At 68.2% G+C, this 25,413-nt stretch carries 26 protein-coding genes and 2 riboswitches; of the genes, 20 read left to right on the top strand and 6 right to left on the bottom strand.

All coding sequences use genetic code 11. The features are described 5' to 3' along the window. The first annotated feature begins 23 nt into the window (after positions 1-23). The 3 genes from C5B85_RS17960 to C5B85_RS17950 are packed head-to-tail and all read left to right on the top strand — an operon-like array spanning position 24 to position 3,543. On the top strand, positions 24-728 hold the full coding sequence (locus C5B85_RS17960) for a copper chaperone PCu(A)C (RefSeq protein ID WP_104287379.1): 705 nt from the start codon (positions 24-26) through the stop codon (positions 726-728). Beyond that, entirely contained in the window at positions 728-2,023 is a 1,296-nt protein-coding gene (locus tag C5B85_RS17955; protein WP_104287378.1) for a Dyp-type peroxidase, read from the top strand. The genes C5B85_RS17960 and C5B85_RS17955 overlap by 1 nt, the downstream gene beginning before the upstream one ends. After that, on the top strand, positions 2,020-3,543 hold the full coding sequence (locus tag C5B85_RS17950; RefSeq protein ID WP_104287377.1) for a PepSY domain-containing protein: 1,524 nt from the start codon (positions 2,020-2,022) through the stop codon (positions 3,541-3,543). Before C5B85_RS17955 ends, C5B85_RS17950 begins: the two co-directional genes overlap by 4 nt. On the opposite strand, the gene C5B85_RS17945 is transcribed toward C5B85_RS17950, so the two are convergent. Next, positions 3,530-3,979, bottom strand: a complete 450-nt coding sequence (locus tag C5B85_RS17945; protein WP_104287376.1) for an MSMEG_6728 family protein — start codon at positions 3,977-3,979, stop codon at positions 3,530-3,532. The genes C5B85_RS17950 and C5B85_RS17945 overlap by 14 nt on opposite strands. Positions 3,980-4,091: 112 nt before the next feature. Between C5B85_RS17945 and C5B85_RS17940 the strand changes: the two genes are divergently transcribed. Then, the gene (locus tag C5B85_RS17940) at positions 4,092-5,561 is read left to right on the top strand and encodes an HNH endonuclease signature motif containing protein (RefSeq protein WP_104287375.1); all 1,470 of its coding nucleotides are present in this window, start codon (positions 4,092-4,094) and stop codon (positions 5,559-5,561) included. A 452-nt stretch (positions 5,562-6,013) separates the two neighbouring features. On the opposite strand, the gene C5B85_RS17925 is transcribed toward C5B85_RS17940, so the two are convergent. Beyond that, a complete protein-coding gene (locus C5B85_RS17925; RefSeq protein ID WP_104287373.1) occupies positions 6,014-6,967 on the bottom strand; it encodes a manganese catalase family protein in 954 nt (317 codons plus the stop codon). Between the two features lie 114 nt (positions 6,968-7,081). Then, on the bottom strand, positions 7,082-8,497 hold the full coding sequence (locus C5B85_RS17920; RefSeq protein ID WP_104287372.1) for an APC family permease: 1,416 nt from the start codon (positions 8,495-8,497) through the stop codon (positions 7,082-7,084). 311 nt (positions 8,498-8,808) lie between these two features. Beyond that, positions 8,809-8,875, top strand: a riboswitch (guanidine-III (ykkC-III) riboswitch). Positions 8,876-8,885: 10 nt separating this feature from the next. Here C5B85_RS17920 and C5B85_RS17915 point away from each other — a divergent pair. From C5B85_RS17915 to C5B85_RS17900, 4 genes are all read left to right on the top strand, one after another. Further along, complete coding sequence (locus tag C5B85_RS17915) at positions 8,886-9,200, top strand: multidrug efflux SMR transporter (RefSeq protein WP_104287392.1); 315 nt, start codon at positions 8,886-8,888, stop codon at positions 9,198-9,200. A gap of 2 nt (positions 9,201-9,202) precedes the next feature. Next, a complete protein-coding gene (locus C5B85_RS17910) occupies positions 9,203-9,574 on the top strand; it encodes a multidrug efflux SMR transporter (RefSeq protein WP_104287371.1) in 372 nt (123 codons plus the stop codon). Positions 9,575-9,800: 226 nt separating this feature from the next. Then, complete coding sequence (locus tag C5B85_RS17905; RefSeq protein ID WP_258070898.1) at positions 9,801-10,574, top strand: lytic transglycosylase domain-containing protein; 774 nt, start codon at positions 9,801-9,803, stop codon at positions 10,572-10,574. 100 nt (positions 10,575-10,674) lie between these two features. Then, positions 10,675-11,937 carry a DUF3500 domain-containing protein gene (locus C5B85_RS17900; RefSeq protein ID WP_104287370.1) on the top strand — a complete coding sequence of 421 codons (1,263 nt, stop codon included), beginning with the start codon at positions 10,675-10,677 and terminating at the stop codon, positions 11,935-11,937. Between the two features lie 17 nt (positions 11,938-11,954). On the opposite strand, the gene C5B85_RS17895 is transcribed toward C5B85_RS17900, so the two are convergent. The 3 genes from C5B85_RS17895 to C5B85_RS17885 form a co-directional block, all read right to left on the bottom strand. Beyond that, a complete protein-coding gene (locus C5B85_RS17895) occupies positions 11,955-12,260 on the bottom strand; it encodes an ATP-dependent DNA ligase (RefSeq protein WP_104287369.1) in 306 nt (101 codons plus the stop codon). Between the two features lie 74 nt (positions 12,261-12,334). After that, the gene (locus tag C5B85_RS17890) at positions 12,335-12,910 is read right to left on the bottom strand and encodes a hypothetical protein (protein WP_104287368.1); all 576 of its coding nucleotides are present in this window, start codon (positions 12,908-12,910) and stop codon (positions 12,335-12,337) included. Between the two features lie 143 nt (positions 12,911-13,053). Beyond that, complete coding sequence (locus C5B85_RS17885) at positions 13,054-14,322, bottom strand: ammonium transporter (RefSeq protein WP_104287367.1); 1,269 nt, start codon at positions 14,320-14,322, stop codon at positions 13,054-13,056. A gap of 235 nt (positions 14,323-14,557) precedes the next feature. Between C5B85_RS17885 and C5B85_RS17880 the strand changes: the two genes are divergently transcribed. The 12 genes from C5B85_RS17880 (at position 14,558) to C5B85_RS17825 (ending at position 25,355) form a co-directional block, all read left to right on the top strand. Continuing rightward, a complete protein-coding gene (locus tag C5B85_RS17880) occupies positions 14,558-15,424 on the top strand; it encodes a DUF1684 domain-containing protein (protein WP_104287366.1) in 867 nt (288 codons plus the stop codon). Then, positions 15,421-16,488, top strand: a complete 1,068-nt coding sequence (locus C5B85_RS17875; RefSeq protein WP_104287365.1) for an LLM class flavin-dependent oxidoreductase — start codon at positions 15,421-15,423, stop codon at positions 16,486-16,488. Before C5B85_RS17880 ends, C5B85_RS17875 begins: the two co-directional genes overlap by 4 nt. Beyond that, positions 16,485-17,567: a GNAT family N-acetyltransferase gene (locus C5B85_RS17870; RefSeq protein ID WP_104287364.1), complete on the top strand. Its 1,083-nt coding sequence runs from the start codon at positions 16,485-16,487 to the stop codon at positions 17,565-17,567. The genes C5B85_RS17875 and C5B85_RS17870 overlap by 4 nt, the downstream gene beginning before the upstream one ends. A gap of 184 nt (positions 17,568-17,751) precedes the next feature. Then, entirely contained in the window at positions 17,752-18,957 is a 1,206-nt protein-coding gene (locus C5B85_RS17865; RefSeq protein WP_146078012.1) for a hypothetical protein, read from the top strand. A 119-nt stretch (positions 18,958-19,076) separates the two neighbouring features. After that, positions 19,077-19,913: an alpha/beta fold hydrolase gene (locus tag C5B85_RS17860; RefSeq protein ID WP_104287362.1), complete on the top strand. Its 837-nt coding sequence runs from the start codon at positions 19,077-19,079 to the stop codon at positions 19,911-19,913. 290 nt (positions 19,914-20,203) lie between these two features. Beyond that, positions 20,204-20,755: a hypothetical protein gene (locus C5B85_RS17855; protein ID WP_104287361.1), complete on the top strand. Its 552-nt coding sequence runs from the start codon at positions 20,204-20,206 to the stop codon at positions 20,753-20,755. Between the two features lie 106 nt (positions 20,756-20,861). Beyond that, positions 20,862-21,191, top strand: a complete 330-nt coding sequence (locus tag C5B85_RS17850) for a hypothetical protein (RefSeq protein WP_104287360.1) — start codon at positions 20,862-20,864, stop codon at positions 21,189-21,191. 102 nt (positions 21,192-21,293) lie between these two features. Then, positions 21,294-21,842, top strand: coding sequence for an orotate phosphoribosyltransferase (gene pyrE / locus C5B85_RS17845; protein WP_104287359.1), 549 nt, complete (start codon positions 21,294-21,296; stop codon positions 21,840-21,842). A 124-nt stretch (positions 21,843-21,966) separates the two neighbouring features. Next, on the top strand, positions 21,967-22,557 hold the full coding sequence (locus C5B85_RS17840) for a hypothetical protein (RefSeq protein ID WP_146078011.1): 591 nt from the start codon (positions 21,967-21,969) through the stop codon (positions 22,555-22,557). 39 nt (positions 22,558-22,596) lie between these two features. Further along, complete coding sequence (locus tag C5B85_RS17835) at positions 22,597-23,022, top strand: SRPBCC family protein (protein WP_104287357.1); 426 nt, start codon at positions 22,597-22,599, stop codon at positions 23,020-23,022. A 191-nt stretch (positions 23,023-23,213) separates the two neighbouring features. Then, positions 23,214-23,340: riboswitch (FMN riboswitch) on the top strand. 101 nt (positions 23,341-23,441) lie between these two features. Continuing rightward, positions 23,442-24,251 (top strand): ABC transporter permease, encoded by an 810-nt coding sequence (locus C5B85_RS17830; protein WP_104287356.1) that lies wholly within the window; start codon positions 23,442-23,444, stop codon positions 24,249-24,251. 36 nt (positions 24,252-24,287) lie between these two features. Further along, entirely contained in the window at positions 24,288-25,355 is a 1,068-nt protein-coding gene (locus tag C5B85_RS17825) for an ABC transporter substrate-binding protein (protein WP_104287355.1), read from the top strand. Positions 25,356-25,413: the final 58 nt, after the last annotated feature.

Here is a 25,413-nt window from a genome sequence, read left to right as displayed (position 1 = left end):
CTTCTCGCAAAGGAACACCACTCATGACCAGCACGTCTAGCACCACAAGCACGTCCAGCTCCACAGGCACGTCCAGCTCCACAGGCACGTCCAGCGCCGCAGGCAGGTCCAGCTCCACAGGCACGTCTGGGGCCTTGAAGCTCAACCGCCCGTTCGCGGCGGTAGCCTTCCTCGCGTCGGCGGCGCTTGCTCTCACCGGGTGCACGGCCGCGAGCGCGCCAGCCCAAGGCTCGGCCTCGGCCTCGGAGACACCGCAGGCCGATGCCGTCAGCGTCGAGAACGCCTGGGTCAAAGCGGCCGACTCCGGCATGTCGGCCGCGTTCGGCGAGATCAACAACACGGGTGAGGGCGACGTGACGATCGTGTCGGTCGCGAGCCCAGCATCCACCGCCCTCGAACTCCACGAGACCGTGGAGAACGAGACGGGCGAGATGACAATGCGCGAGAAGGGCGGAGGCTTCACGATCGCGGCAGGGGAGACGTTGACGCTCGAACCAGGCGGCAACCACATCATGCTCATGGACCTGCCAGAGCCCGTCGTCGCTGGCGACGAGCTGAGCTTCACGCTCACCTTCTCGGACAAATCCACGCTTGAGTTCACGGCCCCCGCGAAGGACTACGCCGGCGCCAACGAGAACTACGAGGACGACGACATGAGTGACATGGGTGGCGACATGGAGATGGACCACTCTGAGGCGGACCACTCCGAGCACACGGACAACAGCTAGTGCCGGGCGACCAGGCGACTGGTCGCACGCGTCCGACACGGCGGCAGCTTCTCTTCGGGGGAGCTGTCGCCGGGTTCGGCGCGGCCGCGGCCATCGGCGCAGACCAGGCGCTCCGGCTCGCGACCCCGGTCGCAGAGCAGGGCAGGGCCGACGCCCACAACACCGACACCCACAACACCGACGCCCACAACGCCGACGCCCCGTCGGGGACTGACGTCGTCCCTTTTTACGGGACGCACCAGTCCGGCATCGCGACGACGCCGCAGGCCCACGCGACCCTGGTTGCGCTCGACCTGCGCGACGGCATCGACCGCGACGCGCTGCGTCGGCTCATGCAGCTCCTCACCGACGACGCGGCGCGGCTCACGCAAGGCGAGCCGGCGCTCGCTGACTCCGAGCCCGAGCTCGCCCTCGTGCCCGCGAACCTCACCGTGACGTTCGGGTTCGGGCCCGAGTTCGTGCGCCGCGCATCCACAGCACCCACGGCAGCCATGACCTCGAACGAGGCACCCGCATGGTTGTGCCCGCTTCCGGCGTTCGGGATCGACCGCCTGGAGCCCGGGTGGAGCGACGGCGACCTGCTGCTGCAGATCGCGTCGGACGACCCCTTCACCGTGGCCCACGCCCTGCGCATGCTGCTGAAGGACACCCGCAGCTTCGCAACCGTGCGCTGGACCCAGCCCGGGTTCCGGCGGGCGCGCGGCTCGGAGGCCACGGGCACAACGATGCGGAACCTGTTCGGGCAAGTCGACGGCACGGTCAACCCGGCCCCGCCGACGCTCGACTTCGAGCAGCTCGTGTGGATACGCGAGGGCGCGTTTGCGGGCGGGACTGGCATGGTGGTGCGGCGCATCCGCATGGATCTCGACAAATGGGACAGGCTCGACCGCAGCGGACGCGAGCAGTCGGTGGGGCGCACGCTCGCGAACGGTGCACCGCTCACGGGCGTCGAGGAGCACGACGAACCCGACTTCGCGGCGAAGAACGCAGCGGGCTTCCCGGTGATCGCCGAGTTCTCGCACCTGCGCCGGGCACGGTCGGAGAACACGGCCGAGCGGTTCTTCCGCCGCGCCTACAACTACGACGACGCCCCGACGGGTGAGGAGATATCCAACTCCGGGCTGCTCTTCATCGCCTTCCAGGCCGATGTGGACGCGCAGTTCGTGCCCGTCCAGAAGCGCCTCGACGAGCTCGACCTGCTCAACGAATGGACGACGCCCATCGGCTCGGCAGTTTTCGTCGTACCGCCAGGGTGCGCGGACGGCGGCTACATCGGCGAAGGGATCCTCCGATGAGGCCGACGAGCCCGACGAGACCAGCCACCCGCCCGCGTGCTCGCGCAGGATGGTTCGGGCAGCTGCTCCTGCGCCTGCACTTCTACGCCGGCGTGTGTGTCGGCCCGTTCATTCTCGTCGCGGCAACAAGCGGTGCCCTCTATGCGCTGACTCCGCAGCTTGAGCAGCTCGTCTACAACCACGAGCTGCACGCGCCGCTCGCGCGCGCTTCCCTTCCGCTCGCCGAGCAGATCGAGGCGACTGACGCCTACATCGGGCAGGGGGCGACGATCGTCGCCGTCCGTCCTGCTCCGAACCCGGGCGACACGACGCGAGTTATGTACGCGGATGCGACCCTCGGGGAGAGCAAGACCCGAGCGGTCTTCGTCGACCCGGCGACGGCCGAGATCCGCGGCGAGCTGCCCGTCTACGGCACGTCGGGGTCCCTGCCTCTGCGCACCTGGATCTCCGACCTGCACCGCAGCCTCCACCTCGGCGACGCGGGCCGGCTCTACAGCGAGCTCGCCGCGTCGTGGCTCGGTGTTGTTGCCCTCGCGGGGCTCGGCCTCTGGGTGACCCGCTATCGGCGGGCGCGCCGGGCCAGACGTTCCTCGCGTGAGCGCGACCTTCTGCGGCCGAACTTCAGGGCGAACGGGTTCGCGCGCACCCGCAGCCTGCACGCATCCACCGGCATCTGGGTGCTCGCGGGCGCGCTCTTCCTCTCGGCGACCGGCATCACCTGGTCGCAGTACGGCGGGGCGAACTTCACCGAGCTGCGCGCCGCAGTGGGATGGACGACGCCGTCGCTCAGCACGAGCCTCGATGGTGATGCCGAGGCGGGCGCGGGCGGCGCGGGCGAGCACGCGGGGCACGGCGGGCATGGGGCGGGGGCACCGGCGCCGAGTGCTGAGCGCGGCGAGCTCAGCCCGGGCGCCTACGACTCGGTGCTGTCCGTCGCCCACGAGGTGAACGTCAATACGGGGCTCGTCGAGATCAGGCCACCGACGGAGCCCGGTGCTGCGTGGGTTGTGCAGGAGATCCAGCGGAGCTTCCCGACCGAGGTGGACGCGGTCGCCATTGACGGGGCGACGATGCAGGTCACCGACCGCGTCGACTTCGCCGAGTTCGGGCTGATGGCGAAGCTCAGCCGCTGGGGCATCGACCTGCACATGGGTTCGCTGTTCGGCCTCGCCAACCAGCTTGTGCTCTTCGCGGTCGCGGTTGGTATCGCGGGGATGGTCGTGTGGGGCTACGTGATGTGGTGGCAGCGGCGTCCGAGGCGCGACCCGTCGCGGCTCGTGGGTGATGTGCCGCCGCGGGGAGCGCTCAGGCGTGCTCCCTGGTGGGGCGTCGCGCTCGTGCTGACAGGTGCCGCCGTGATCGGGCTGTTCCTGCCGCTCATAGGCGTGGCGCTTGCCGGGTTTGTGGTGCTCGATCTTGGCCTCGGGCTCGTCGAGAGGCGCAAGTCTCGAGCGAGGAGTTCGGCGGAGACGGCTACACCCGCACGGGAAGGCGCGAGACACGGCGTCACTTCGAGGTGACGCCCGGCCAAACATACTCGAGGCCGCGTTCGGCGTCGGAGAAGAGGGCGCCGTAGAACTCCTCGTCCTTGGCAATGAGCTTCGAGCGGTGCGACTCGTGCAGGGCCTCGTCGCCGAGCCAAGGCGGAGGGCCGGACTCCTTGAAGTCCGGCCCTCTGCTTGCCGCCGCTTCCTCGAAGGCGGCGAGCGTCTTCTCGGCGCAGGTGTCCGCATATCCGCGCCCCACCCACTCGGCGCAGAACGCGTCCTGGTAGGCGAGGAGGGTCCTCTCGTACCCGACCCACATCTTCACGACCGGATGCTGCTGCCACCCGTACCCGGGCACGGTCAGCGCTTTCATGACTTGCAGGGTCTCGACGCGCTGTTTGCCGAGGCGTTGCCGGTCGAGCACTCTCGCTGATTCGGCGAAGTCCGCATAGGGGAGGAAGGTCTGCACCAGCCCGTTCTACCGTGCGGGGATCTGCAGATTCGGGGAATGCTCTGGCAGGTTCTCGAAGAGATTGTCGGACCGGACCAAGAATGTCGGTGGTCGGGTGGAGGCTGGTCGCATGATCGATGAAGCGCTCGCGACGAGAATCCCGGAGGGGTGGAAGCCACCCGTTCGCGTTGTCGAGTGCGTACGTATGCTCGAGCGCTTCCTCGTGGTCCGGCTCGTCGCCGACGCAGAAGCCGACCTCGCCCGCGCGCAGGCCGAGCAGGCGCGCGCCTATGCGTTGGCGGCACGAACGGCGGTTGCCGAAGACGAACGAGAGGGCACCCTCGAGCAGGAGTGGGCACTGCGCTCGTGGAAGGCGGAGATCGCCGCGGTCACGAACACGTCGAGGCAGGCCGTGGCGGGAATCATGGGTCGCTCGGCGGTCCTCACGGAGGACTTCCCGCTGGTTCACGGGGCGCTCGCGGCGGGCGAGGTGTCGATGGTGCACGCCCGCATCGTGTGTGAGGCGGGCACGATCATCGTGCACGACGACCCGGCTGAGCAGGCTGCGCGTCGCCAGCTGTTCGTGCAAGTGGTGCTCGAGAAGGCCCGCTCGACGTCGCCTGGCAGGTTGAAGGACTTCGCCATCAAGCAGGCAGAGCGGCTGACGGCGTCATCGCTTGAGGAGCGCTATGAGCACGCGATGGCGTCGCGGGCTGTGCTTGTCACGAGCGAGGGGGACGGCATGGGCTCGCTCGGCGGGCGGCACTCGCTGCCCGTGCTGACGGCGATCGACGGGCGTCTGTCTGAGATGGCGAAGGCGATCATCGCGGCTCGGGGCGCCGATTCCGACGACCCGCGAACGTTCCACCAGGTGCGGGCCGACGTGTTCGCTGAGCTGCTGCTCACGGGCGAACTGACGACCTGCCCAGAGGTGGCAGGCATCACCGCGAAGGCGTCGTTCACGATGCCGGTGCTCACGATGCTCGACGCTCAGAATGGCGACGGCGGCGCGTTCGACACGACGCCCGCGCTCCTGGACGGCGTCACGCCGATCCCGATGAGCGTGGCCAAAGCCCTCGCCGCCAACGTTCCGGCCTTCGAGCGCATCCTCACTCACCCGATCACGGGAACGGTCGTCGAGGTCGACCGCTACCGGCCGACCGAGGCGATGCGGGCGTGGCTCCGGGCACGGGATGTGCACTGCAGGTTCCCGGGCTGCCGGCTCCCCGCAGAGAATTGCGACCTCGACCACACGATCCCGGCATCAGAGGGCGGGCCGACGAGCCTCGTCAACCTCGCCGACCTCTGCCGGTGGAACCACACGGTGAAGGGCAGCACCGGCTGGGAGGTCAGCCAGTTGCCCGGCGGTGTCATGGAGTGGACGTCGCCGACGGGCATCGTGCTGAACGATGTTCCTGAACCGAGAGGCGTCACGTTCGGGCCCTCGCCGCCCGGCGAACCGGGCGTGGAGATCGGGGGCGTGGCCTACCGGGTGCAGCCGCAGGGGGCCGAACCTGGCCCGGCGCCCGGCGGGGTTCCCGGCCCAGCGCTTGGCCCAGCGCTTGGCCCAGAGGCAGGCCTCGACCCTCCACCGTTCTGATCGGTGCAGGGTCGAGGAGGTGACGGCGTTGTCCGTGTCCGAGCGTCCGTGTCCGTGTCCGTGTCCGTGTACGTGTGCGTGTGCGTGTGCGTGTCCGTACCAACGTCCGTGCCCGGCTCCGGCTGGCCGCCGATCGCCTTGCGGTCCTTGTGGTCCCTCGGTCCGTGCGGTCCATGCGGTCCTTGTGGTCAATGCGGGCCCTCGGTCCATGCGTGCGACCTTCAACGCGCCGACGTCTCAGCCCAGCTCGCCCGCGTAGCTCCTCGCCGCCGCACGGTGCGGTCACGAGGAGCTGCCGCGAGGGGTAGCTCTGCTCTGCTCTGGCCTGCCTGACTGCGCTGGCCTGCGCTGGCCTGCGCTGCTCTGGCCTGTTCTCCTCTGTTCTCCTCTGGCCTGTTCTGCTCTGCTCTGCCTGACTGCTCTGGCCTGCGCTGGCCTGCTCTGCTCTGCTCTTACGCCGTCGTCGGGCCGTAGAACCCGTTGACTTCGGAGAGCTCGAGCTCGGCGGTCGCTTGGATGAGCGTCAGCAGGTCGGCGTCGAGGCCAGGCGCGAACTCTTCGAGGCGCTCGTCGGCGATGAACGAAGGGGCGCCGGCCGGGGCCTGCTCCGAGGCATCCAATGTTGTTCCGTCATTCGACGGGGACGCCCCCTGGAAGATCTTGCCCGCCTCCGACTTCCCGTCGAGGTCGAACGAGTACTGCTTGCTCTGCAGTCCCAGGTCGAGCAGCTCTTTCACCTCCGGGAACGACTCGGCGTTCGTCTTGGGGATGGGGAGCAGAGACTTCCAGCTCACGCCGAGCGTCTCGAGGGCCTTGGCGTACGCGTTCTCGTGCGCTTGGTCGCGAACGATGAGGTAGGCGATCGTGCCCCGCGCCGTCGGGTTGTCCGTCATCTCGTAGATGCGGCACTTCTGCAGGCGCCCCGTCGACTCGAGCATGAGGTTGTACAGCAGGTCGAGGGGAAGGTTGCCGGAGTTGTACACGTAGCTGCCGCTCCACGGATTGCCGGCCGCATCCACCGGCAGGGCGCCCTGGGCGCCGACCAGATAGTGGTGGATGTTGCTGGTGTCGAGGGCGATCTTCAAGGGCGTGGCACCGCCGGCGCCCGGCTTGTCGACGGGGTCGGTGAGCTTGCCCGTGTACTCGGGCGACCCGTCGAGCAGCCGCGAGATGGTGGTTCCGATGAGCTCGACGTGGCTGATCTCCTCGGTGCCGATGCCCTGGATGAGGTCACGGTACGGCTTCGCCGTCGGGCCGCGGAAGTTCATAGCCTGGAAGAGGTACTGCATCATGGTGCGCATCTCACCGAACTGCCCACCGAGCCCCTCCTGCAGGGCGTTCGCCGCCGTCGGGTCCGGTTCGCCGTCCGCGATGTCGTTGATCCAGGTCTGCGCGTGGAAGTACATAGGGGAATCTCCTCGTCGTTGAGTACGACGCCGTGGGGCGCCGTTGGCTCCACCAGACCAAACGGCACTGTGATTGACCAAGGGGTATCGCGAACGGAGGCGAGGGTGTAGAGGCTAGGTCACGCTCGAGTTGGTCCCGGTCGAGGTGTCCCCGCTCGAGTTGGTCCCGCTCGAGTTGTTCGGGCTTGAGCTGTCTCGGCCCGCGTTTCCCTCGCTGTCCCGCCGTCGCGCGAACCGCAGCACAAGGTACGTGGCGACGCCGACGGCCACGATGATGCCGCCGCGCAGCCACACCTCGCCGCTCTGCTGGGTGAGCAGCACGATGCAGGTGATGATCGCAAGCACGGGCAGCACGGTCCAGGCCTTGAAGTGGGGGTGGTCGACCTTGTCGCGCCGCAGCACGAGCACCGCGAGGTTGGTGCTGATGAACACGATCAGCAGCAGGATGACGACGGTCTCGGCGAGCACGGCGACCCCGCCCGTGGCGGTGAGTGCTATTGCGCAGGCCGTCGTGACGATGATCGCGACCCACGGGGTGCGACGCCCGGGGAGCACGCGCGCGAGCATCCGCGGCAGCAGCCCCTGCCCTGCCATGCCGTAAGTGAGGCGGCTCGCCATGATCATGGTCAGCAGGGCTCCGTTGGCAACCGCGATGAGGGCGATCGCGCTGAACAGCCAAGCAGGCACGGGCACCCCGGTTGCTGCGATGACGTTCAGCAGGGGCCCGGTCGACTCGGCGAGCTCGTTCGATGGGACGGCGATGGAGGCGGCCGTACCGACGAGCATGTACATGGCTCCGGCCGTCAGGAGCGAGAAGAACAGCGCCTTCGGGTACACCTTCGACGGTTCGCGCACCTCTTCGATGAGGTTCGCCGAGGTCTCGAACCCCACATACGAGTAGTAGGCGAGCAGAGCAGCACCGAGCACCGCGGGGAACGGGTCGATGTCGTCGCCGAACGAGACGGCCCTGCCGATGTCCCCGCCGCCACCCGCGACGAGTACCCCGACGAGGACCACGACAAGCACGAGACCGGTCAGCTCGATGCAGGTCATGACGATGTTCGAGCGCAGCGACTCCTTGATGCCGCGCAGGTTGACGAGGGCGATGAGCACAAGCAAGAGGGTCGCGCCGACGACTGGTGGCAAGTCGATGAAGGTCGCCAGGTAGTCGCCGCTGAAGGCGAGAGCGAGGCTCGCGGCGCTCACGACACCCGCCGCGAGCATGCAGAAGCCCACCATGAACGACACGAACTCCGAACGGTAGGCGCGTTGCGCGAACACCGCCGACCCGCCCGCCTTCGGGTACTTCGTGACGAGCTCGGCATAGGACGCCGCCGTGAGCAGCGCCATGCCGAGCGCGACCAGCAGCGGCAGCCACGTGACGCCGCCGACCTCACCCGAGATGGTGCCGACGAGGGCGTAGATCCCGGCCCCGAGCACATCGCCCAGGATGAAGACGAAGAGCAGCAGGCCCGTGACATCGCGCTTGAGGGTAGGGCTCGGCGAAGGTGCAGACGCGGAGGAGGTCATGCTCCAAGTCTGCGGCGCGGCCCGAGCGTGAGGTTCGCCCTTGTCAGGCGCGCCACTGTGTGCAACGGCCTGTGCGCAACGGCCCTGTGTGCATCCGACCGTGTGCAACAGCCTGAGTGCAACAGTCCGTGTGTCACAGCCCGTGTGCAACTGCCCGTGTGTATCCGACCCTGTGCATCCGACCGTGTGCATCGAAGGGCAGGCTTCGAAGAGCGAGCGTGCGTTCGACTTGCCTGTGCATCCGCACAGCACGTGCACGTTGAGGCTCATCTGCCCTGGCCAAGGGCGCGGGCTGTTGCTAACGTTGGACGTTGAAGCCCCGGAATCGGGCTTGCGGACGAGGGAGCAGTACCCGCACCACGACAAGACTGACTCAGAAGGACTTGTCGTGGCTTGGATCGTATTGATTCTGTCTGGAATGCTCGAGGCCGTTTGGGCCTCAGCGCTCTCCGCGTCGAACGGGTTCAAGAAACCCGTCCCCGTTGTCGTCTTCCTCGCGTCGCTCACGGTCAGCATGGCTGGCCTCGCGTGGGCTATGACGCAACTGCCGACCGGCACCGCCTACGCCGTGTGGGTGGGCATCGGTGCGACCCTCACCGTCATCTGGGCGATGGTCACCAAGCAGGAACGCGTCTCCGTCGCCCGAGTGATGCTGCTCCTGCTCCTCGTCGGCTCCGTCGTCGGCCTCAAGGTGGTGAGCTGACCATGGCTTGGATCGCGCTCATCGTCAGCGGCATCCTCGAAGCCGTCTGGGCCACGGCCCTCGGCCAGTCGGACGGGTTCACGCAGCCGGTCCCAACGATCGTCTTCTTCGTCGGCGTCGTGCTCAGCATGCTCGGCCTCGGCTGGGCAGCCGCGCGCATCCCGATCGGCACCGCCTACGCCGTGTGGGTTGGCATCGGGGCGGCGCTCACCGTCATCTACGCGATGGCGACCGGCGACGAAGCGTTCTCGCCGTGGAAGGCCGTCTTCATCTCCGGCATCATCCTCGCCGTCATCGGTCTGAAGCTCGTGCCAGACAAGAAAACCGAGGCGATTCCTGGTACCGCTGAGGCCGCGCAACCTCCGGTGCACTAAACCTGCGCCGGCGACCGGATTCTGCGAGCTGGGATCGTGACGGCCCTCGGCGCGCATCCAGTCGAGTGTCCGCCGTCGCACGTACGCTGTGCTCTTCGGGGCTCAAGCGTTCCCGCCTGCCGTTCCCAACTGCTGTTCCCGCCTGTTGTTCCCAACTGCCGACCCCAGGAAGGTCAGAATTATCATCTCGTCTGCAAGCTCCCCCGCTCGCACCCGTCTCCTCCTGGTGGCCGGCGTCGGCGTCGCCTCGGCCTCGCTGCTGACGGGATGCGCCGGGTCCTTCTTCTCGCCTGCCTACGGCGAGGATGAGGTCGGCAGTGGAATGCAGGAGCAGCAGGTGCAGACGGAGCCCTACCTCGACCCCGCGGCGGAGGGCTACCCGGCTGCCCCCGCGCAACTGCTTCCCGAGTCGGGCGAGTACGGGATCTGGGATGTGCCCGTCGCCGAGCTGCCGTCGCCCACCTGGGTGCAGGCGACGTCCGAGGCGACTGGCATCCCGGTGCGGGCCCTCTCGGCATACGCGGGAGCCGCCATCCGCGTTGCGGAAACGCGCCCGGAGTGTGGCATCGGCTGGAACACGCTCGCCGGCATCGGCGCGGTCGAGTCGAAGCACGGCACGTACGGCGGGTCTCAGGTGCTCGACTCCGGCCAGGTCGAACCGCCCATCATCGGAGTGCCTCTCGACGGCAGCGCAGGCTTCCTCGCGATCCCGGACACCGACAGCGGCGCCCTCGACGGCGACACCGAGTGGGACCGCGCAGTCGGCCCCATGCAGTTCATCCCCGAAACTTGGGCGAAGCATGGGCAGGACGCGAACTTTGACGGCGTCGCCGACCCGCATCACATCGACGACGCCGTGCAGACGGCGGCCGCCTACCTGTGTGAGCGGGGCGGCGACCTCACGACCGACGACGGCTGGAACTCCGCCATCTCGGCCTACAACCTGCCCGCCGAGTACGCGCGTGAGGTCGCCGGCTACGCCGAGCTCTACGTGTCGTAGGGCCCGTGTCGTAGCTCCTACGTGTCGTAGGGCCTGTGTCGTAGGAACTCCATAGGATCCGCGTAGGGAAGCGATAGTCCCGCTTCGTACCTTCGGGGCCATGGAGAACATCAAGCTTGTAGACGTGAACGCGAAGCGGCGCTCGGGCCGCAAGAGGACGGCCTGGATCGCCTCGGTCCTGCTCGCAGGCAGCCTCGTCCTGTCGGGATGCGCCGCCGTGGACAGCGCGGCGAGCGCCGTCACTGCCACGGCGACCAGCTCTGCCGTCGCGACGCCGGAGAGCACCGGTGCCGTTGCCGACGTGTCAGCCGGAACGACGGCGCAGACGATCGCCGACACGACGTCCGCGGCCGAGGCGTTCATGGCGACCCTCGCGGCTGAGCAGGTCGAGCAGCTCACCTACGCGTACGACGACGAGACGAAGTCGACGTCGTGGTCGAACTTCCCCGTCACGTTCGTCGAGCGCGCCGGCCTGAACCTCACCGACCTGACCGAGGTGCAGCGGGCCGCCGCCCTCAAGGTGCTCGAGGCGCTGCTCAGCGACGAGGGCTACACGACCGTCACGGGCATCATGAACGGCGACCAGTACCTCCTCGACAACAGCAGCAGCACCGAGGACTCGCTCGGCCAGTACTACATCGCCTTCCTCGGCGACGCCTCCGACTCGAGCGCGTGGGAAGTGCAGTTCGGTGGGCACCACCTCGGCATCAACGCGACGCTCGACGGCGCATCGGATGCCATCACGTTCGCACCAACCCACCTCGGCGTGCAGCCAGCCGTCTACACCGACGAGGACGGCAACGAGGTGCAGCCGTTTGCTGCAATCTACGAGAGCGCGTTCGCGTTCTACGACAGCCTCACGGCCGAGCAGCAGGCGAAGCTCTACCAGGGGGAACAGATCGCCAGCATGGTTTGCGCGCCGGGCTCGACCTGCGACTACCCGACCGGCACCGGGCTGGCGGGGTCTGAGCTGACCGACGAGCAGAAGCAGCTCCTCCTCGACGTCATCGCCAACTGGGTCGGGCTCGCCGATGAGGAGACCACGGCGAACGCGCTCGCGGAGATCGAGGCGACCCTCGACGACACGTACATCAACTGGTCCGGTGAGACCGTCTACGACATGACGCAGGGCGATGGCATCTACTTCCAGATCTCTGGCCCGAAGGCGTACGTCGAGTTCGCGGGCCAGCAGGGCTCGGCAGGGGCTGATGTGAGCGGCGTCAACACGAGCGGGTGGGGCCACGTGCACACCATCTACCGCGACCCGACCAACGACTACGCCAACAGTGTTGCGCAGGGGGCGGCTACCGGGATGGGCGGCGGGGGAGCACCGAGCGATGGCGCCACCCCGCCAAACGGCTAGGCAACCCGGACGGAACGCTAGAGCGGTCTGAGGTCTTCAGGGCTCGGCGCGACGACCCCTCCGGGACTGTGTGCCATTCGCAGGAGTCGCTCCACGGCGCGGGTGTCCAGGTCAGCCGGTCGTTCGCCCTGGTAGTTGAACAGCACGGGAACGTTGGCGCTCATCCACACGGCGTCGCGGCCGCCGCCGGCGAGGGGGTCGTTGCGCCAGCTCAGCAGGAACGATTCGCCGCGCCTGAGTTTCGTCGAGACGACGACTTCGAGGTGCGCGAGCACCCGGTCGTCGAACTCGGCCGGTGTGTTGTCGTAGATGAAGGTGCCCATGGTGTCGGCGGACGACGCTAATGAACCGGGCAGTTAGACCTGAATCTCTTGACTTTGCATGGACTTTGGGCTAGTCAGGCGCCGAGCTCCACGCAGGGGATCGCCATGGTCGCCACGAAGGCGCCGTCGGAGTGCATGACCGGCGGGACGGTCTCGTCGAAGATGGCTGCCTCGCCCTCGGCGAGCTCGGTGTCGGCGAGACGAAGGCGGCCGCTGATGAGGTAGATGGCCCGAACGTCGGGGTCGAATTCGATGGGGTCGCTCACGAACACCCGCCCGAGGATGATGGGCTGCATCTCCGACTTGCGTGTCACCCGCAGCAGCCTGGTGCTCTTCGCGCGGCCGATGGAGCTGCGCAGCAGGAGGAGCGGCGTCGTCGACTCGACGACGATCTGGTGGTCGGCCCGCACCTTCTCCTGCCGGGTGCCATCCACGAGCCGCAGCTGCGGCCCGCTGATGCCGAGCCAATGGTCGACCGTGCCTTCCGGCCTGTGCAGCGACTTCACGTTGCGCTTCACATCGACGAGGGACAGGCTCCACCTCGGGTCGACCTCGTCGTCGGGGTCCCGCCAGATCTCGTGCACGCTCCCGGAGCGGAGGTCCGTGCCCAGTCGTTCCCGTGGCAGCGACTGCGGCGTGACGATCTTCATCGAACGGCGTCCAATCTGCGTGAAGCTCGGTTGGTGGGGGTCAGCCGACCGGGGGAGAAATGGCCAGAAGGTGGCGGCCAGTCGGGAAACTGTGCCGCCACCTTCATAGTCAGTGAGCGGATGCTCGTCGTGCGGGGCGGATGCTAGACGCGGGCATCCTCGAGCACGTAGCCGGCCTCACCGTGCGAGACGGTGTCGAGGCCTGCGATCTCGTCCTCGTCCTTGACGCGGAACCCGATCGTCTTGTGGATGATGAACCCGATCACGAGGGCGCCGACGAAGGAGTACGCCATGATGGCGAAGGCCGCGATGGCCTGCACGAGGAGCTGCGTGCCGTCGCCACCGAGGAACAGGCCGGTTCCGTTGGCGAAGAAGCCCAGGTAGAGGGTTCCGATGAGGCCGCCGACGAGGTGAATGCCTACGACATCGAGCGAGTCATCGAGGCCCAGCTTGAACTTGAGGTCGATCGCGAGTGCGCAGACCGCGCCGGCGATGACGCCGAGGAGGATCGCCCACACCGGGTCGAGCGAAGCGCAGGCCGGGGTGATGGCGACGAGGCCCGCGACCGCACCGGATGCGGCACCAACCGAGGTGGGCTTGCCATCGCGGACCTTCTCGACGACGAGCCACGCGAGGAGCGCCGCCGCGGGTGCTGCGATCGTGTTCACGACGGCGAGAGCTGCGACGCCATCAGCTGCGAGTTCCGAGCCGGCGTTGAAGCCGAACCAGCCGAACCAGAGGAGGCCCGCGCCGAGGAGCACAAACGGCGGGTTGTGGGGGACATGCGCTCCCTTGCCGAAGCCGACGCGGCGGCCGAGGACAAGCGCGAGGGCGAGGGCTGCCGCACCAGCCGTGATGTGCACTGCGGTGCCACCGGCGAAGTCGATGACGCCGAGGCCGAACGTCTCCTGCAAGCCGTAGGTGGTCCATCCGCCGTACGCGAAGGAGCCGTCTTCGGCGAGACCGAAGTTGAAGACCCAGCTGGCGACGGGGAAGTAGACGACGGTCGCCCAGATGCCGGCGAAGATCATCCACGAGCCGAACTTCGCGCGGTCCGCGATCGCACCGGACACGAGAGCGACGGTGATGATCGCGAAGGTCGCCTGGAAGGCGGCGAACGCGAGCGGCGGGTAGGCGGCGTCTTCCGGAACCTCGAGGAGGCTGGAGAGCCCCATCGCGGAAGGGTCGATCGCGAAGAGCGGGCTCAGGCCCTCAGCCGCCGGGAATGCGATCGAGTAGCCGAAGAGCACCCACAGGACGCCGATCAGGCCGATCGCGCCGAAGCTCATCATCATCATGCTGATGACGCTCTTCGCTTTCACGAGGCCGCCGTAGAAGAAGGCGAGTCCTGGTGTCATCAGCAGCACGAGCGCCGCCGCGAAGAGGATGAATGCGGTATTTCCTTGATCCATCGTTGTAGACCTCTCTGCAAGGGACGCACGTGGGGCGTCGGGGTGCATTCAGCTTGCGCTCAGCCTGTTTCGCCTGCGCGGCGGTCGTGTTACGCGAACGAACGAAGTGTGTTGCGGTCGTGTTTCCACGGCATCGCGCGAAACTCACCGCCCGCCTTGCGCAATGTGACGCCCTGAGTAGCCCGGCGTAGTCCCCGTCTTACGGATGCACGCGGCGTCTGCCTACCATCCCCGCATGAGCACCTCGGTTTCTCTCGTCCAAGACGCATCCGTCGACCGCGCCCAGTTCAACCAGGACTGGGAGGCGTGGCATGTCGAGCACGAGAAGCGGCGCACAGACGGCCACGGCTTCCTCGCGGTGACGAGCCTCAACTTCCTCTCCGAGGAGCCGCAGGCCATCGAGGGCATCCCCGGCACCTGGTCGCTCGAGGATGGGCGGGCGATCGTTGACCTCGCCGACGGTGAGACGCTCGAGGCTGACGGCCTGCTCCTGCAGGGCCCGCGTCTCCACCGCTTCCCATGCATCGCCGAGCGCGACGGCGTCAATGCGCGTGCCGGCAAGGTGCTGATCGAGATCGCTAAGCGTGGCGGCTTCACGATCGTGCGCCCCCGCGACCCGGACTACAACTACCTGGCCGCCTACTCGGGAACCCCCACGTACTTGCCCAACCTGCGGTGGCGCGCCGAGGGCACTTTCGAGGCATTCGACGAGCCGCGCGACGTCACCGTCGGCGCCGCCGTCGAGGGGCTTGAGCACGTGTACTCCTCGCCAGGCAAGGTCAACTTCGAGCTGCGCGGAGAGCAGTTCTCGCTCACGGCCTTCAACGGCCACGAGGCGGGTTCGCTGCTGGTGCTGTTCACTGATGCCACGAGCGGGCTCACGACGTACGCCGCCAACCGCGCCCTCTCGGTTTCGGCACCGGATGCGGATGGGCGCGTCACGGTCGACTTCAACCGCGCCGTGAACCTGCCGTGCGCGTACACGGTCTTCGCGACGTGCCCCCTGCCGCCCGCCGAGAACCGCCTCCCGGTCGGCGTCGAGGCCGGCGAGAAGACGCCGCTCGCGAAGGCCGGCGAGCACGCAGAAAGCGCGTCGGCGTGAAGTTCCAGGTCCTCGACATCGTCCCGTATGTCGCCAACCCCGTCACAGGGGAGCAGCTGACCCCATCGGAGCGCCTCCACGAGACCCTCGAATTCGCGCTGCGCGCCGAGGAGCTCGGCTTCGACGCCTTCTCCGTGGGCGAGCGCCACGCGGGCCGCTTCCTCTCGTCGTCGCCGAGCGTGCTCCTCGGGGCCATCGCCGCGCAGACGTCCACGATCCGTCTCCAGACGGGCGTGACGGTGCTCTCCATCCTCGACCCCGTGCGGGTTGCCGAGGACTTCGCCACCATCGACCAGCTCTCCCGCGGCCGCCTCGAGATCACGATCGGCAAGGGCAACGAGGTCGCCCAGTTTCCGCTCTTCGGCCTCGAAATCGACGACCAGTGGGAGCTCCTCGCTGAGAAGTACGCGCTCCTGCGGCAGCTGTGGCGCGAGACTGACCTCGACTGGCCAGGCACCGAGTTCACGCGCCCGCTCACGAAGGTCACGACCCTGCCCAGGCCCTACGCCGGCCCGCCCCGCGTGTGGCACGGCTCGGCGACGACCCTCGCCTCTGCGGCCCTCGCCGCGAAGTGGGGCGACCCGCTCTTCTCGGCGAATGCCATCCAGCCGCTCCGCAACTACGAGGTGCTCGTGCGCCACTACCGCGACGAGTTCGAGCGCCACGGCCACGACCCGAGCACGGCGTACGTCGGCGCCGGTGCCGGGTCGCTCTTCATCGCCGAAACCTCGCAGGAAGCCAAAGAGCAGTACGGCCCCGTCTACGAGGCACTCGTCGCCGCCACGAACGTGCCAGGCAACAACTCCGTCTTCCGCGACATCGACCACGCCATCGCCGACGGCCCCGCGCTCGTCGGCAGCCCGCAGCAGGTGATCGACAAGATCGGCCGCTTCCACGGGGCGTTCGACCACGACCTGCAGTCGATCAGCCTGCCAACGACCCTCCCGCACGATCAGCAGCTGGAGCAGCTCGAGTACTTCGCGACCGCCGTCATCCCCGCGCTCCGCGAGGAGTTCCCGACGACACTGTGGAGCGAGCAGCTTGTTGGGGCGCCCGCCGCATGACGCAGACGGCACCTGTGGCAGTCCAGGATGCGCACGCGACCAGGCCCGCAGCCGTGCGTGTCCGCGAGGCGCAGCCCGCGGACTGGCCAGACGTTGTTCGCGTCAGCGAGGCGGCTTTCGCGGCCGGGCCATACGGACACCTTCCCGTGCGAGAGGAACGGCAGCGCTTCGTGCGTGACGTCGAGGGCCGCGCCGCCGCAGGCACTGTGCTGGTCGCCGAGCGTGCGGGTCATGGCTCCAGCCGCGGCGAGATCGTCGGCACGCTCAGCATCGCCCGCGCGGGTACTGGTCCGTCGCGGCTCGCGGTCGCTGATGAGGCGGAGGTGCGCCTCCTCGCCGTGTCGCCGACGGCGCAGCGGCTCGGCGTCGCGCGGCGCCTCATGCTCGCGGCCAGCGAGACTGCCCTCGGCTGGGGCGCATCCGCGCTTGTGCTCGACACAGGCGGGAAGAACTTCGCAGCCCAAACGCTCTACGAGGGCCTCGGCTACCAACGCACCAGCGAGCCTAGCCAGTCCGATGAAACCGAGGGGCGCATCCCGCACGTCGACTACCGCCTGCCGCTGCAGCTCGAGCACGGTGCGGTCGTGAGGCTCGTACACCCGAACGAGATCGAGGCCGTCGCCAAGCTGTCCCTTCGGGCCTATGAGCTCGAGTACAAGATCTCCAGCGCTTATCGCGACGACATCGTGTCCGTCGGGCAACGCGCCGAGACACACCAGGTCTGGGTTGCGGTGGATGCGCAGAGCGGCGAGCTGCTCGGATCCGTCACGACGCCGAAGCCGGGGGAGCATCTCACCTCGCTGCCAGAAAGCGGCGACGAGCTCGACTTCCGGCTACTTGCCGTCGACCCCGGCGCTCGCGGTCGCGGGGTCGGTGCGCTCCTCACGAGGCTCGTGGTCGAGCTCGCGCGCCTTCGCGGCCTACGGCGGGTGGTCATGAACAGCGGACCGCAGATGGTGCGGGCGCACCGGCTCTACGAGCGGCTCGGCTTCTCGAACCTCGAGTCGCGCGTGCGCACCGTCGACCCGGGGGACGGGCGCGCGCCGTTCCAGCTGCTCGCCTTCACGATCGACGTCTGAGCAGGCGACGATCTTCAGTAAACTCAGTGTCAAGTTCCTGCCAGAACCCTGCAATCCATGATTCGCGCGGTTCCGAATGAACTGCGGAGAGCATCCCCCGTGCCCTCCCTCCTCTGCGACCGCGCCTCTCTGATCCCGGTGCAACTCACAGAGAAGCTGTGCCGGTCCGAACCCAAGGAATAGCGTGTCCGAAACCCCCTCCTCTTCCCCTATTCCATCCCCGAACCGCCGGGCTCTGCTGCAGGGTGCCGCGTGGAGCGTGCCGGTCATCGCGTTGGCTGCCGCGACTCCGGCATTCGCCGCCTCGGCTGTCTGCACCGGCGCCGTTGTCCCTTTCACCACACCAGGTTCATTCACAGCGGTCGAAGTGCCGACCGGAACCCGCGCGTTCACTTACGTCGTGCGCGGCGCGGGCGGCGGGCGCGGTTCGAGCTCGGGAAGCTCGACGATTCCCGGCAGCCAGGGCGGCATCGCGACGGGGCGGGTTGTCTTCGGCTCCGCGCTCACGGCCCCGCTCTCCTTGCGGGTCTACGTCGGCCAGGGCGGCCAGCTGGGTTCGAACGTGACCGGAACGGTCGCCCTCGGCGGCACCGGTTACGGCGCGGGCGGCAGCTCCACGCCGACGCGTCCCGCGCAGAGCAACCAGGCCACCATCTACACGGGAGGTGGGGGCGGCGCGAGCGCGATCACCCTCGCGAGCGGTGTGCCGCTGGTCGTCGCGGGCGGCGGCGGTGGTGGAGGCATCTCCGAGTTCATCACCAACAGCACGAAGCAGCAGGCGGTGCTGTCGGCGCCGTTCCAGGGCCTCCAGTACGGCACCGCAAGCGCTATCGCCTCCCCGAACGGCCGCGGCTCCGGCATGGCCGGCATCAACGAGACCGTGACGACCTTCTCCGTCTCTCCCGGACTCGCGCCAACGGGCGCGCTTGCCGGCGTCGGCGGTATCGCCGGCGGCGCGCAGACCTACTCAACCCTCCCGAGTCCGACGGCCAACCCCACGACCGGATGGTCGCAGGTGTCGTCCGTTTCGGGCAGCATCGGCGGAAGCTTCGGCACGACGATCGGCGGAAACGGCGGAAACGGCGCTGCAGTGCTGGGCGCCATCAGCGGCACCCGCAACCTGAGCGCCTCCGCGGGTGGCGGTGGTGGCGGCTACGCCGGCGGTGGTGGTGGCGGCATCGCCCGCGGACGCTTCGGAGCCCAGACCAGCACCTCAGCGGCCGTCTCGACCGGAGCGGCGGGTTCATCCTTCGTCGCGACGACCGCGGTTACCTCGGGGACAGTCTCGGCGCGCGTCAACACCAACGTGTACACGACGTCGACGCTCAACCCCGACGTCCCGAACCTCCGCGGGCACGCAGGACAGGTCGAGATTCGATACTGCCGCTGACATCCCGCGCGTGACCTCGGCGGCTCCTGGGCGTTGCCCGGGAGCCGCCGATCCGATGCGGAGGTTCGTTCCGAACGATTGTCGATGCGTCGCAGATCGCGGCGCGGGAAGGCGACGCAATGACTGAGATCACCGCACACCACGGCCTGCTCCGCGACACGAAGCTCCACGTCGACGACACGGGCGGAACCGGACGCCCGGTTGTGCTCATCCACGGCTGGCCCCTCTCGGGGGAGGCATGGAACCACCAGGTGCCCGCGTTCGCGGCGGCCGGCTACCGCGTCGTGACCTACGACCGCCGCGGGTTCGGTCGCAGCGACAAACCCCTCACCGGGTACAGCTACGACAATTTCGCCGACGACCTGCAGGCGGTCCTCGAGGCGCTCGATCTGCGGGATGCCACGCTCGTCGGCTTCTCCATGGGCGGCGGCGAGGTCGCCCGCTACCTCGCGAAGTTCGGCGACGAGCGAGTGCACAGCGTTGTCTTCGCATCCGCCGTGCCGCCATACCTGCTCAAGAATGCCACCAACCCCGACGGCCCGCTCGAGGCTGGCGAGGCCGCCAAGATGACGGCGGCGCTCACCGCCAACCAGGAGTCGTTCTACGACGACTTCATCACCACGTTCTACTCGGTCGACGACAAGCTCGCCGTCTCCGAGGACGAACGTCTCGCGGCAATCGAGCTCACGAAGCAGGCTTTCAAACCCGCCGCGCTGCAGGCGATGGCGGCATTCGCGAGCACCGACTTCCGCGACGACCTGCAGGCAGTGAAGGTGCCGACACTGGTTATCCACGGCGACAGCGACGCGACCGTGCCGTTTGAGGGGTCGGGCGCACGCACGCAGGAGACCATCGATGGATCCGAGCTGTACGTCGTCGCCGATGCGCCCCACGGCGTCAACGTCAGCCACGTCGACGAGTGGAACCGAGTTGTGCTGGAGTTCCTGAGCCGCTGACCGCAGCGCCGGTGAGCAGCGACTGGTGAGTAGCGACCGGTGTAGCGACGCCGGGGCCGGCGAGAAAGGCGCGAACTTTCAGGTTCGCCCCTCGCCGGCCCCTGGCGCCGCCGTCCTCGCTGCGCTCGTGCCGAACGGTGAGTTGCCTGAATGCGCGGATTCCTGCGGCTGTTGCCGGGCGTGTCGGCCCACGAGTTTGACCTCGAACGCGCCGCTTGCTCGAATGAGAGGGCAATCGCACGCATTGATCCGGCCGCCTCCTGGGCGGCATCACGAGAAAGGCAAACTCGATGAACAAGAAGATCTGCACGATCGGCCTCAGCTCCATCACCGCCATCGCCCTCGCGATCGGCGGTGCGTCCGCCGCGAGCGCTGCCCCCGCCCAGGCGGCCGCGACGGCGAGCGAGGCAGCCGCCTCCCCGTTCGCCTCCTCCACAAGCGCGACCCTCACCGACGAGCAGAAGGCCGCCGACCTCACCGCGTTCCTGGAAGACATCACAGCCGTTCCCGACTCTGTGCTCGCGCAGGGCGACGAGGCCACGATCGCGTGGATCGAGGCCAACACCGACGTGGACACGGGCGGATCGACGACTCGCGACGCGAGCATCCCCGGCTGCATCGGCTCGATCGCGGTCGCCATCGCCGGCGTCGCATTCCCCGCGGCGAAGATCCTCAAGATCAAGAAGCTCGCCGATGAGCTCGGTGGCGTCGCGAAGGCGGTCGACCTGCTCTGGGGCGCGAGCTTCAACTACGAGAAGGTGCAGGCTGCCGGTGGCGCATTGGCATCGCTCGGCGCCGAGCTCATCGGCATCGCGTCCATCAAGGAACAGTGCTTCGAGTAAGCGCGGCGCAGTGCTTCGAGTGGGCGCGCCCGAGCGCGACACTGACAAGCCCCATACGCGACCCTGACAAGACCGGGGCTCCGGCCCCGGAAACCAAGGAGTTGAGATGTCGAAAGAGTCCACACGTGCAACGCTCACCACAGTAGGTTCCCTGGCGCTCCTCGCAGCCGCCGTCGCCACCGGTCTGATCACGGGGCAATGGCTGCTCTCCGCGGGCCTCGCGGTCGCGGCACTGCTCGTCGTCTTTGCAGGGCCACCCATCCTCGGGCGTTTCACGTCCGGCACCGATACCCGAACCGGTTCGGGGGAGACCCCCAACCGGGCGACGGGCTCCGCAGCAGCGCTCCCGAGCGGCGCTGAGCTGCGAGAGTGGCGCAGCGAGCACCCCGGGGCCACGATCGCAGACGCCGTCGGCGCGCACCGCCTCCGCGGCTGAGCGCACATCCCGCCCCGCCCCGCCCTGTCCTGCCCCGCCCCTCGCTCCAATAGAGGGGCGGGGCAGGCGCGACCCTTGTCGCTCGCGTCGTAGGCTTGACCCGTGACGACAGACCGCGACGCCCTCATCGAACTCATCCGCGACGAAGCCGTGTTCCACGGTGACTTCACCCTCACGAGCGGGAAGAAGGCCACCTACTACATCGACCTCCGCAAGCTGAGCCTCGACCACCGCGCCTCCCCGCTCATGGGTCGCGTGCTGCTCGACCTCATCGAGGAGTTCGGGCCAGTGGACGCAGTGGGCGGCCTCACGATGGGCGCCGACCCGCTCGCGAGCGCCGTCATGCACCAGGGACTCGCGCAGGGCAAGATCGTCGACGCGTTTGTCGTGCGCAAGGAACCGAAGGACCACGGCCGCGGTCGGCAGGTCGAGGGGCCAGACCTCGAAGGCAAGCGGGTCGTTGTCCTCGAGGACACGTCGACGACCGGCGGCTCACCACTCAAGGCAATCGAAGCCCTCGAGAAGGTCGGCGCGAACGTCGTCGGCGTCGCCGTCATCGTCGACCGCGCAACCGAGGCGCAGGGCATCATCGAGGCCGCCGGGTACCCGTACCGCGCCGCCATCGGCCTCGGAGACCTGGGCCTCGCCTAGGCACTCGCGGCGTGACCAACATCAGTGCAGAAAGCCTCGGATCTCGTCCAGCGGTCCGTGTTCCGGCGGATATTGCACTGAAGATGGACAGCGGTCTCAGAGACGCTGAAAGTCGGACGTGCTCGTGAGCGACAAAGACGACTCGAACGCAGATGCTGGCGTCGGCAACGACGCCAGCGCCACCCGCGGAGCTGCTGGGCGCCGCAACCGTGGCGTGCTGGCGGCGCTGATCGGCGTGCTCGTCCTCGGCGGGGTCGCGCTCGGCGTCTGGCTCCAGCCGTTCGGTGACGGGACCGTGCCCCCGGAGGAGACAGCAGGCTCGCCGATCACGACTGTGCCGCTCTCCGGGGTGGATGAGGCGCTGCTCGAACCCGGGCAGTGCATCCAGGACTTCGTGTCGGCGTGGGAGCCGCGCTTCGAGGTGGTCGACTGCGCCCTCGAGCACTCGGGCCAGCTGCTCGCCGAGGTCGAGGCGACCACCCTCTCTGGCAGCGACGAGTACCCGGGCGAGGAAGCGCTGCGCGACCGAGCCCAGATCACCTGCCAGGCGGGCGATGTCCTTGACACGGCAGCGGCATCCGCCGTTCCCGGCCTTGTTATCGAGGCCAGCTACCCGCTGAACCAGGCCGACTGGGATTCGGGGCTCCGCGGCTATCGCTGCTTCGCATCCACCCCTGGTGCATCCACGACGGGTTCACTCGCCGCGAGCTCCTAGCCGGGGGCAGACTTCGGTGGCGGCGGCTACGCTCGTCGCATGACCTTCGTGAGTGAATCCATCGACATCGATGTGCCCGTCGACGTGCTCTTCAGCCTGTACGCGGAGCCGGAGTCGCTCCCCAGCGTGCTCAGCATCGTGAAGCACGTCGAAGTGCTCGGCCCCGACCTCATCCGCTGGGATGTGGAGCTCGTCGGCCAGCGCCGGTCCATCGACGCGAGGGTCGTCGTCAACGAGCCGGGCGAGCGCCTGCGCTGGGAGTCGGTCGAGGGCCGCGCATCGTTCGCCGCCGAGGTCCGCACTCAGGCGATCACGCCAGCGAGCACCCGCGTGACGGTTGACGCGGAATTCGACGCGGGCGGCATCGCCGAGCGCCTTGGCCTCGCGAAGCCAATCGCGGCGGCTGCCATCGCCAACGAGCTCCGCAACGCGAAGAAGAAAGCTGAGGCGCAGGCCGCCAGCTAGTCAGCCACGTTTCGGGATGGCCTTCGCACTTCGGGATGCGTTGCAAGCCATCCGCGTGTGTGTAACCCATCCCGAGTTGATCGCGACGGCGGCGAGCTCTTCCGCTGCGCTGGTCGCTGCACTGTTCGCTTGTCGCGGAGCGTCACGATGTCGCGCTTCCCGGGGACCTGGCGTAACCTGACGGCAGAGTCCACGTGCTCCGGGGTCGGTGTAATTCCGAGCCGGCGGTTATAGTCCGCGACCTGCTCCCGCAAGGGAGCGGCTGATCTGGTGAAATTCCGGAACCGACGGTGAAAGTCCGGAAGGGAGGCGCACGTGACGGCACGCCTCGGCGTACCGTCAGCTCGTGGAACCCGTCGACCAGTTCGGCGAGCCCACGCGCCTCGTCATCCCCGGAGCTTTCCACGAAAGCCGGGTAGATGAACACGACGTCAGCACGCATCCTCGCACCGATCTCGGTGGCCGTAGCGGTGCTCGCTGTGTGGTGGCTCGTCACGGCGGCGGGCCTCATCTCGCCGCAGTTCCTGCCCGCCCCGGGCCACCTCGCCGAGCGCTTCTGGCTCGACGTGACGAAAGGGCCCATGCTGGCCCACGCCTGGGTGACGCTGTCTGCAGCGCTCCTCGGCAGCCTCCTCGCGATCGTCGTCGCCGTGCCGCTCGGCTACCTCATCGCCAGGCTTCCCTGGGTCGACGTCGCCGTCACCCCGTACGTCGCCGCATCCCAGGCCGTGCCAGCCATCGCGCTCGCCCCGCTGCTTGTGCTGTGGATCGGCTACGGCCTCGCCCCGACCGTCGTGCTGTGCGCGATCATGTCGTTCTTCCCGATGCTCGTGACCACCGTTCTCGGCGTGCGGCAGTTGCCCCAGGATGTCATCGAGGCCGGCCGCATCGACGGCGCCAACTGGTACCAGCTGCTGTGGTGGGTCGAGGGGCCGCTGGCCCTGCCGAGCGTGCTCGCGGGCATTCGAGCCGGAGTGACCCTGTCCATCACGGGCGCCGTCGTCGGCGAGTTCACGATGGGCGGCAGGGGACTCGGGATGCTCCTCACCCTCAACCGCGACGCCAACGACATCCCCGGGATCTTCTCGACCCTCCTCATGCTCGTCCTCCTCGCCGTCGCGCTGTACGTCCTCATGCGCCTCTTCCAGAACGCAGTCACCTGGAACGACGACGAGCCCAAGACGAAGCGTCGCGCCCGCGTGCTCGCGGACGAACCGCTCCCCACCTGACCCAAACCCCCCTCATCTCTCGACCAGGAGACGCTCATGAACACTCGTCCAACAACCGCGGGCCGATCCTCTCGCCGGTCGCGCGTCATGCGCACCGTCATCGCCGCTGGCGCTGTGGCCGCAGTGGCGGTGCTCGCCGGCTGCTCAACCTCCGCCGACGGCAACGCCACGAACGCAACGGCCGAGCCCGCGGGAGCCGTCACGATAGGGCTCACGTACACCCCGAACATCCAGTTCGTGCCGTTCTACGTCGCCGAGGCGAATGGCTTCTTCGAGGATGAGGGGGTCGACGTCGAGCTGCGCCACCACGGTGAGGGCGAAGACCTCTTCGGGGCACTCGCGAACGGCACGGAGGACTTCGTGTACGCGGGCGGCGACGAGATCACGCAGGCCCGCGCCGCAGACATCCCGGTCACGTCGGTCGCGACGCTCTACAACACCTACCCGGCGACGCTCATCGTGCCGGAAGGCTCCGACATCAAGACCGCCGCTGATGCACGCGGCAAGACGATCGGAACGCCCGGCCCCTACGGGCAGACCTACTTCGCGCTCCTCTCGCTGCTGCAGAGCAACGGGCTGACGGCCGATGACGTGAAGATCGAGCACATCGGCTACACGCAGCAGGCGGCGCTCACGACGGGCGCCGTCGACGGCGTCATGGGCTACATCAACAACGACGCGGTCCAGTTCGAGACGGCGGGCTTCCCGGTGCGCACTATCGAGATCGCGCCGGCGGATGCGCCGACCCTCGTCGGCCCGTCGCTCGGCGTGGCCGACTCGATCATCGAGGGTGACGACGCGACGATCTCGCCCGTGCTCGAGGCGCTTGCCCTCGCAACGCAGTACGTGATCGACAACCCGGAGGAATCGATCGACATCGCCGCCGAGTACATCCCGACCCTCTACACGGACGAGGCGAAGAGCGACGCGCTCGCGACGCTCGAGGCGACCATCCCGTTCCTGTCCGCGCAGGACGGGCAGCCGCTCTTCACGAACGACGCCGAGGTGTGGGCCACGATGGCGACGTTCATGAGCGAGCAGGACCTCCTCGAGAAGCCGCTCGAGGGCGACGCCTTCACGAACGCGTACGTGCCGCAAGGCTAGGAGGGGCCCGGCGCTGTTGCCGGCCCCTACCCCTGCCCCTGCTGCCCGCCTCTAGCCC

The organism is Pseudoclavibacter sp. AY1F1, from assembly GCF_002931075.1.
Lineage (GTDB): Bacteria > Actinomycetota > Actinomycetes > Actinomycetales > Microbacteriaceae > Pseudoclavibacter.
The sequence above is the reverse complement of the archived record's forward strand: the minus strand, read 5'-3'. Positions and strand labels throughout refer to the sequence as shown.

Coding starts and splice junctions, on each gene's coding strand:
- C5B85_RS17960 (WP_104287379.1), top strand. CDS start 24: ATGACCAGCACGTCTAGCACCACAAGCACGTCCAGCTCCACAGGCACG.
- C5B85_RS17950 (WP_104287377.1), top strand. CDS start 2,020: ATGAGGCCGACGAGCCCGACGAGACCAGCCACCCGCCCGCGTGCTCGC.
- C5B85_RS17940 (WP_104287375.1), top strand. CDS start 4,092: ATGATCGATGAAGCGCTCGCGACGAGAATCCCGGAGGGGTGGAAGCCA.
- C5B85_RS17925 (WP_104287373.1), bottom strand. CDS start 6,967: ATGTACTTCCACGCGCAGACCTGGATCAACGACATCGCGGACGGCGAA.
- C5B85_RS17920 (WP_104287372.1), bottom strand. CDS start 8,497: ATGACCTCCTCCGCGTCTGCACCTTCGCCGAGCCCTACCCTCAAGCGC.
- C5B85_RS17910 (WP_104287371.1), top strand. CDS start 9,203: ATGGCTTGGATCGCGCTCATCGTCAGCGGCATCCTCGAAGCCGTCTGG.
- C5B85_RS17900 (WP_104287370.1), top strand. CDS start 10,675: ATGGAGAACATCAAGCTTGTAGACGTGAACGCGAAGCGGCGCTCGGGC.
- C5B85_RS17895 (WP_104287369.1), bottom strand. CDS start 12,260: ATGGGCACCTTCATCTACGACAACACACCGGCCGAGTTCGACGACCGG.
- C5B85_RS17890 (WP_104287368.1), bottom strand. CDS start 12,910: ATGAAGATCGTCACGCCGCAGTCGCTGCCACGGGAACGACTGGGCACG.
- C5B85_RS17885 (WP_104287367.1), bottom strand. CDS start 14,322: ATGGATCAAGGAAATACCGCATTCATCCTCTTCGCGGCGGCGCTCGTG.
- C5B85_RS17880 (WP_104287366.1), top strand. CDS start 14,558: ATGAGCACCTCGGTTTCTCTCGTCCAAGACGCATCCGTCGACCGCGCC.
- C5B85_RS17870 (WP_104287364.1), top strand. CDS start 16,485: ATGACGCAGACGGCACCTGTGGCAGTCCAGGATGCGCACGCGACCAGG.
- C5B85_RS17860 (WP_104287362.1), top strand. CDS start 19,077: ATGACTGAGATCACCGCACACCACGGCCTGCTCCGCGACACGAAGCTC.
- C5B85_RS17855 (WP_104287361.1), top strand. CDS start 20,204: ATGAACAAGAAGATCTGCACGATCGGCCTCAGCTCCATCACCGCCATC.
- C5B85_RS17850 (WP_104287360.1), top strand. CDS start 20,862: ATGTCGAAAGAGTCCACACGTGCAACGCTCACCACAGTAGGTTCCCTG.
- C5B85_RS17835 (WP_104287357.1), top strand. CDS start 22,597: ATGACCTTCGTGAGTGAATCCATCGACATCGATGTGCCCGTCGACGTG.
- C5B85_RS17830 (WP_104287356.1), top strand. CDS start 23,442: ATGAACACGACGTCAGCACGCATCCTCGCACCGATCTCGGTGGCCGTA.
- C5B85_RS17825 (WP_104287355.1), top strand. CDS start 24,288: ATGAACACTCGTCCAACAACCGCGGGCCGATCCTCTCGCCGGTCGCGC.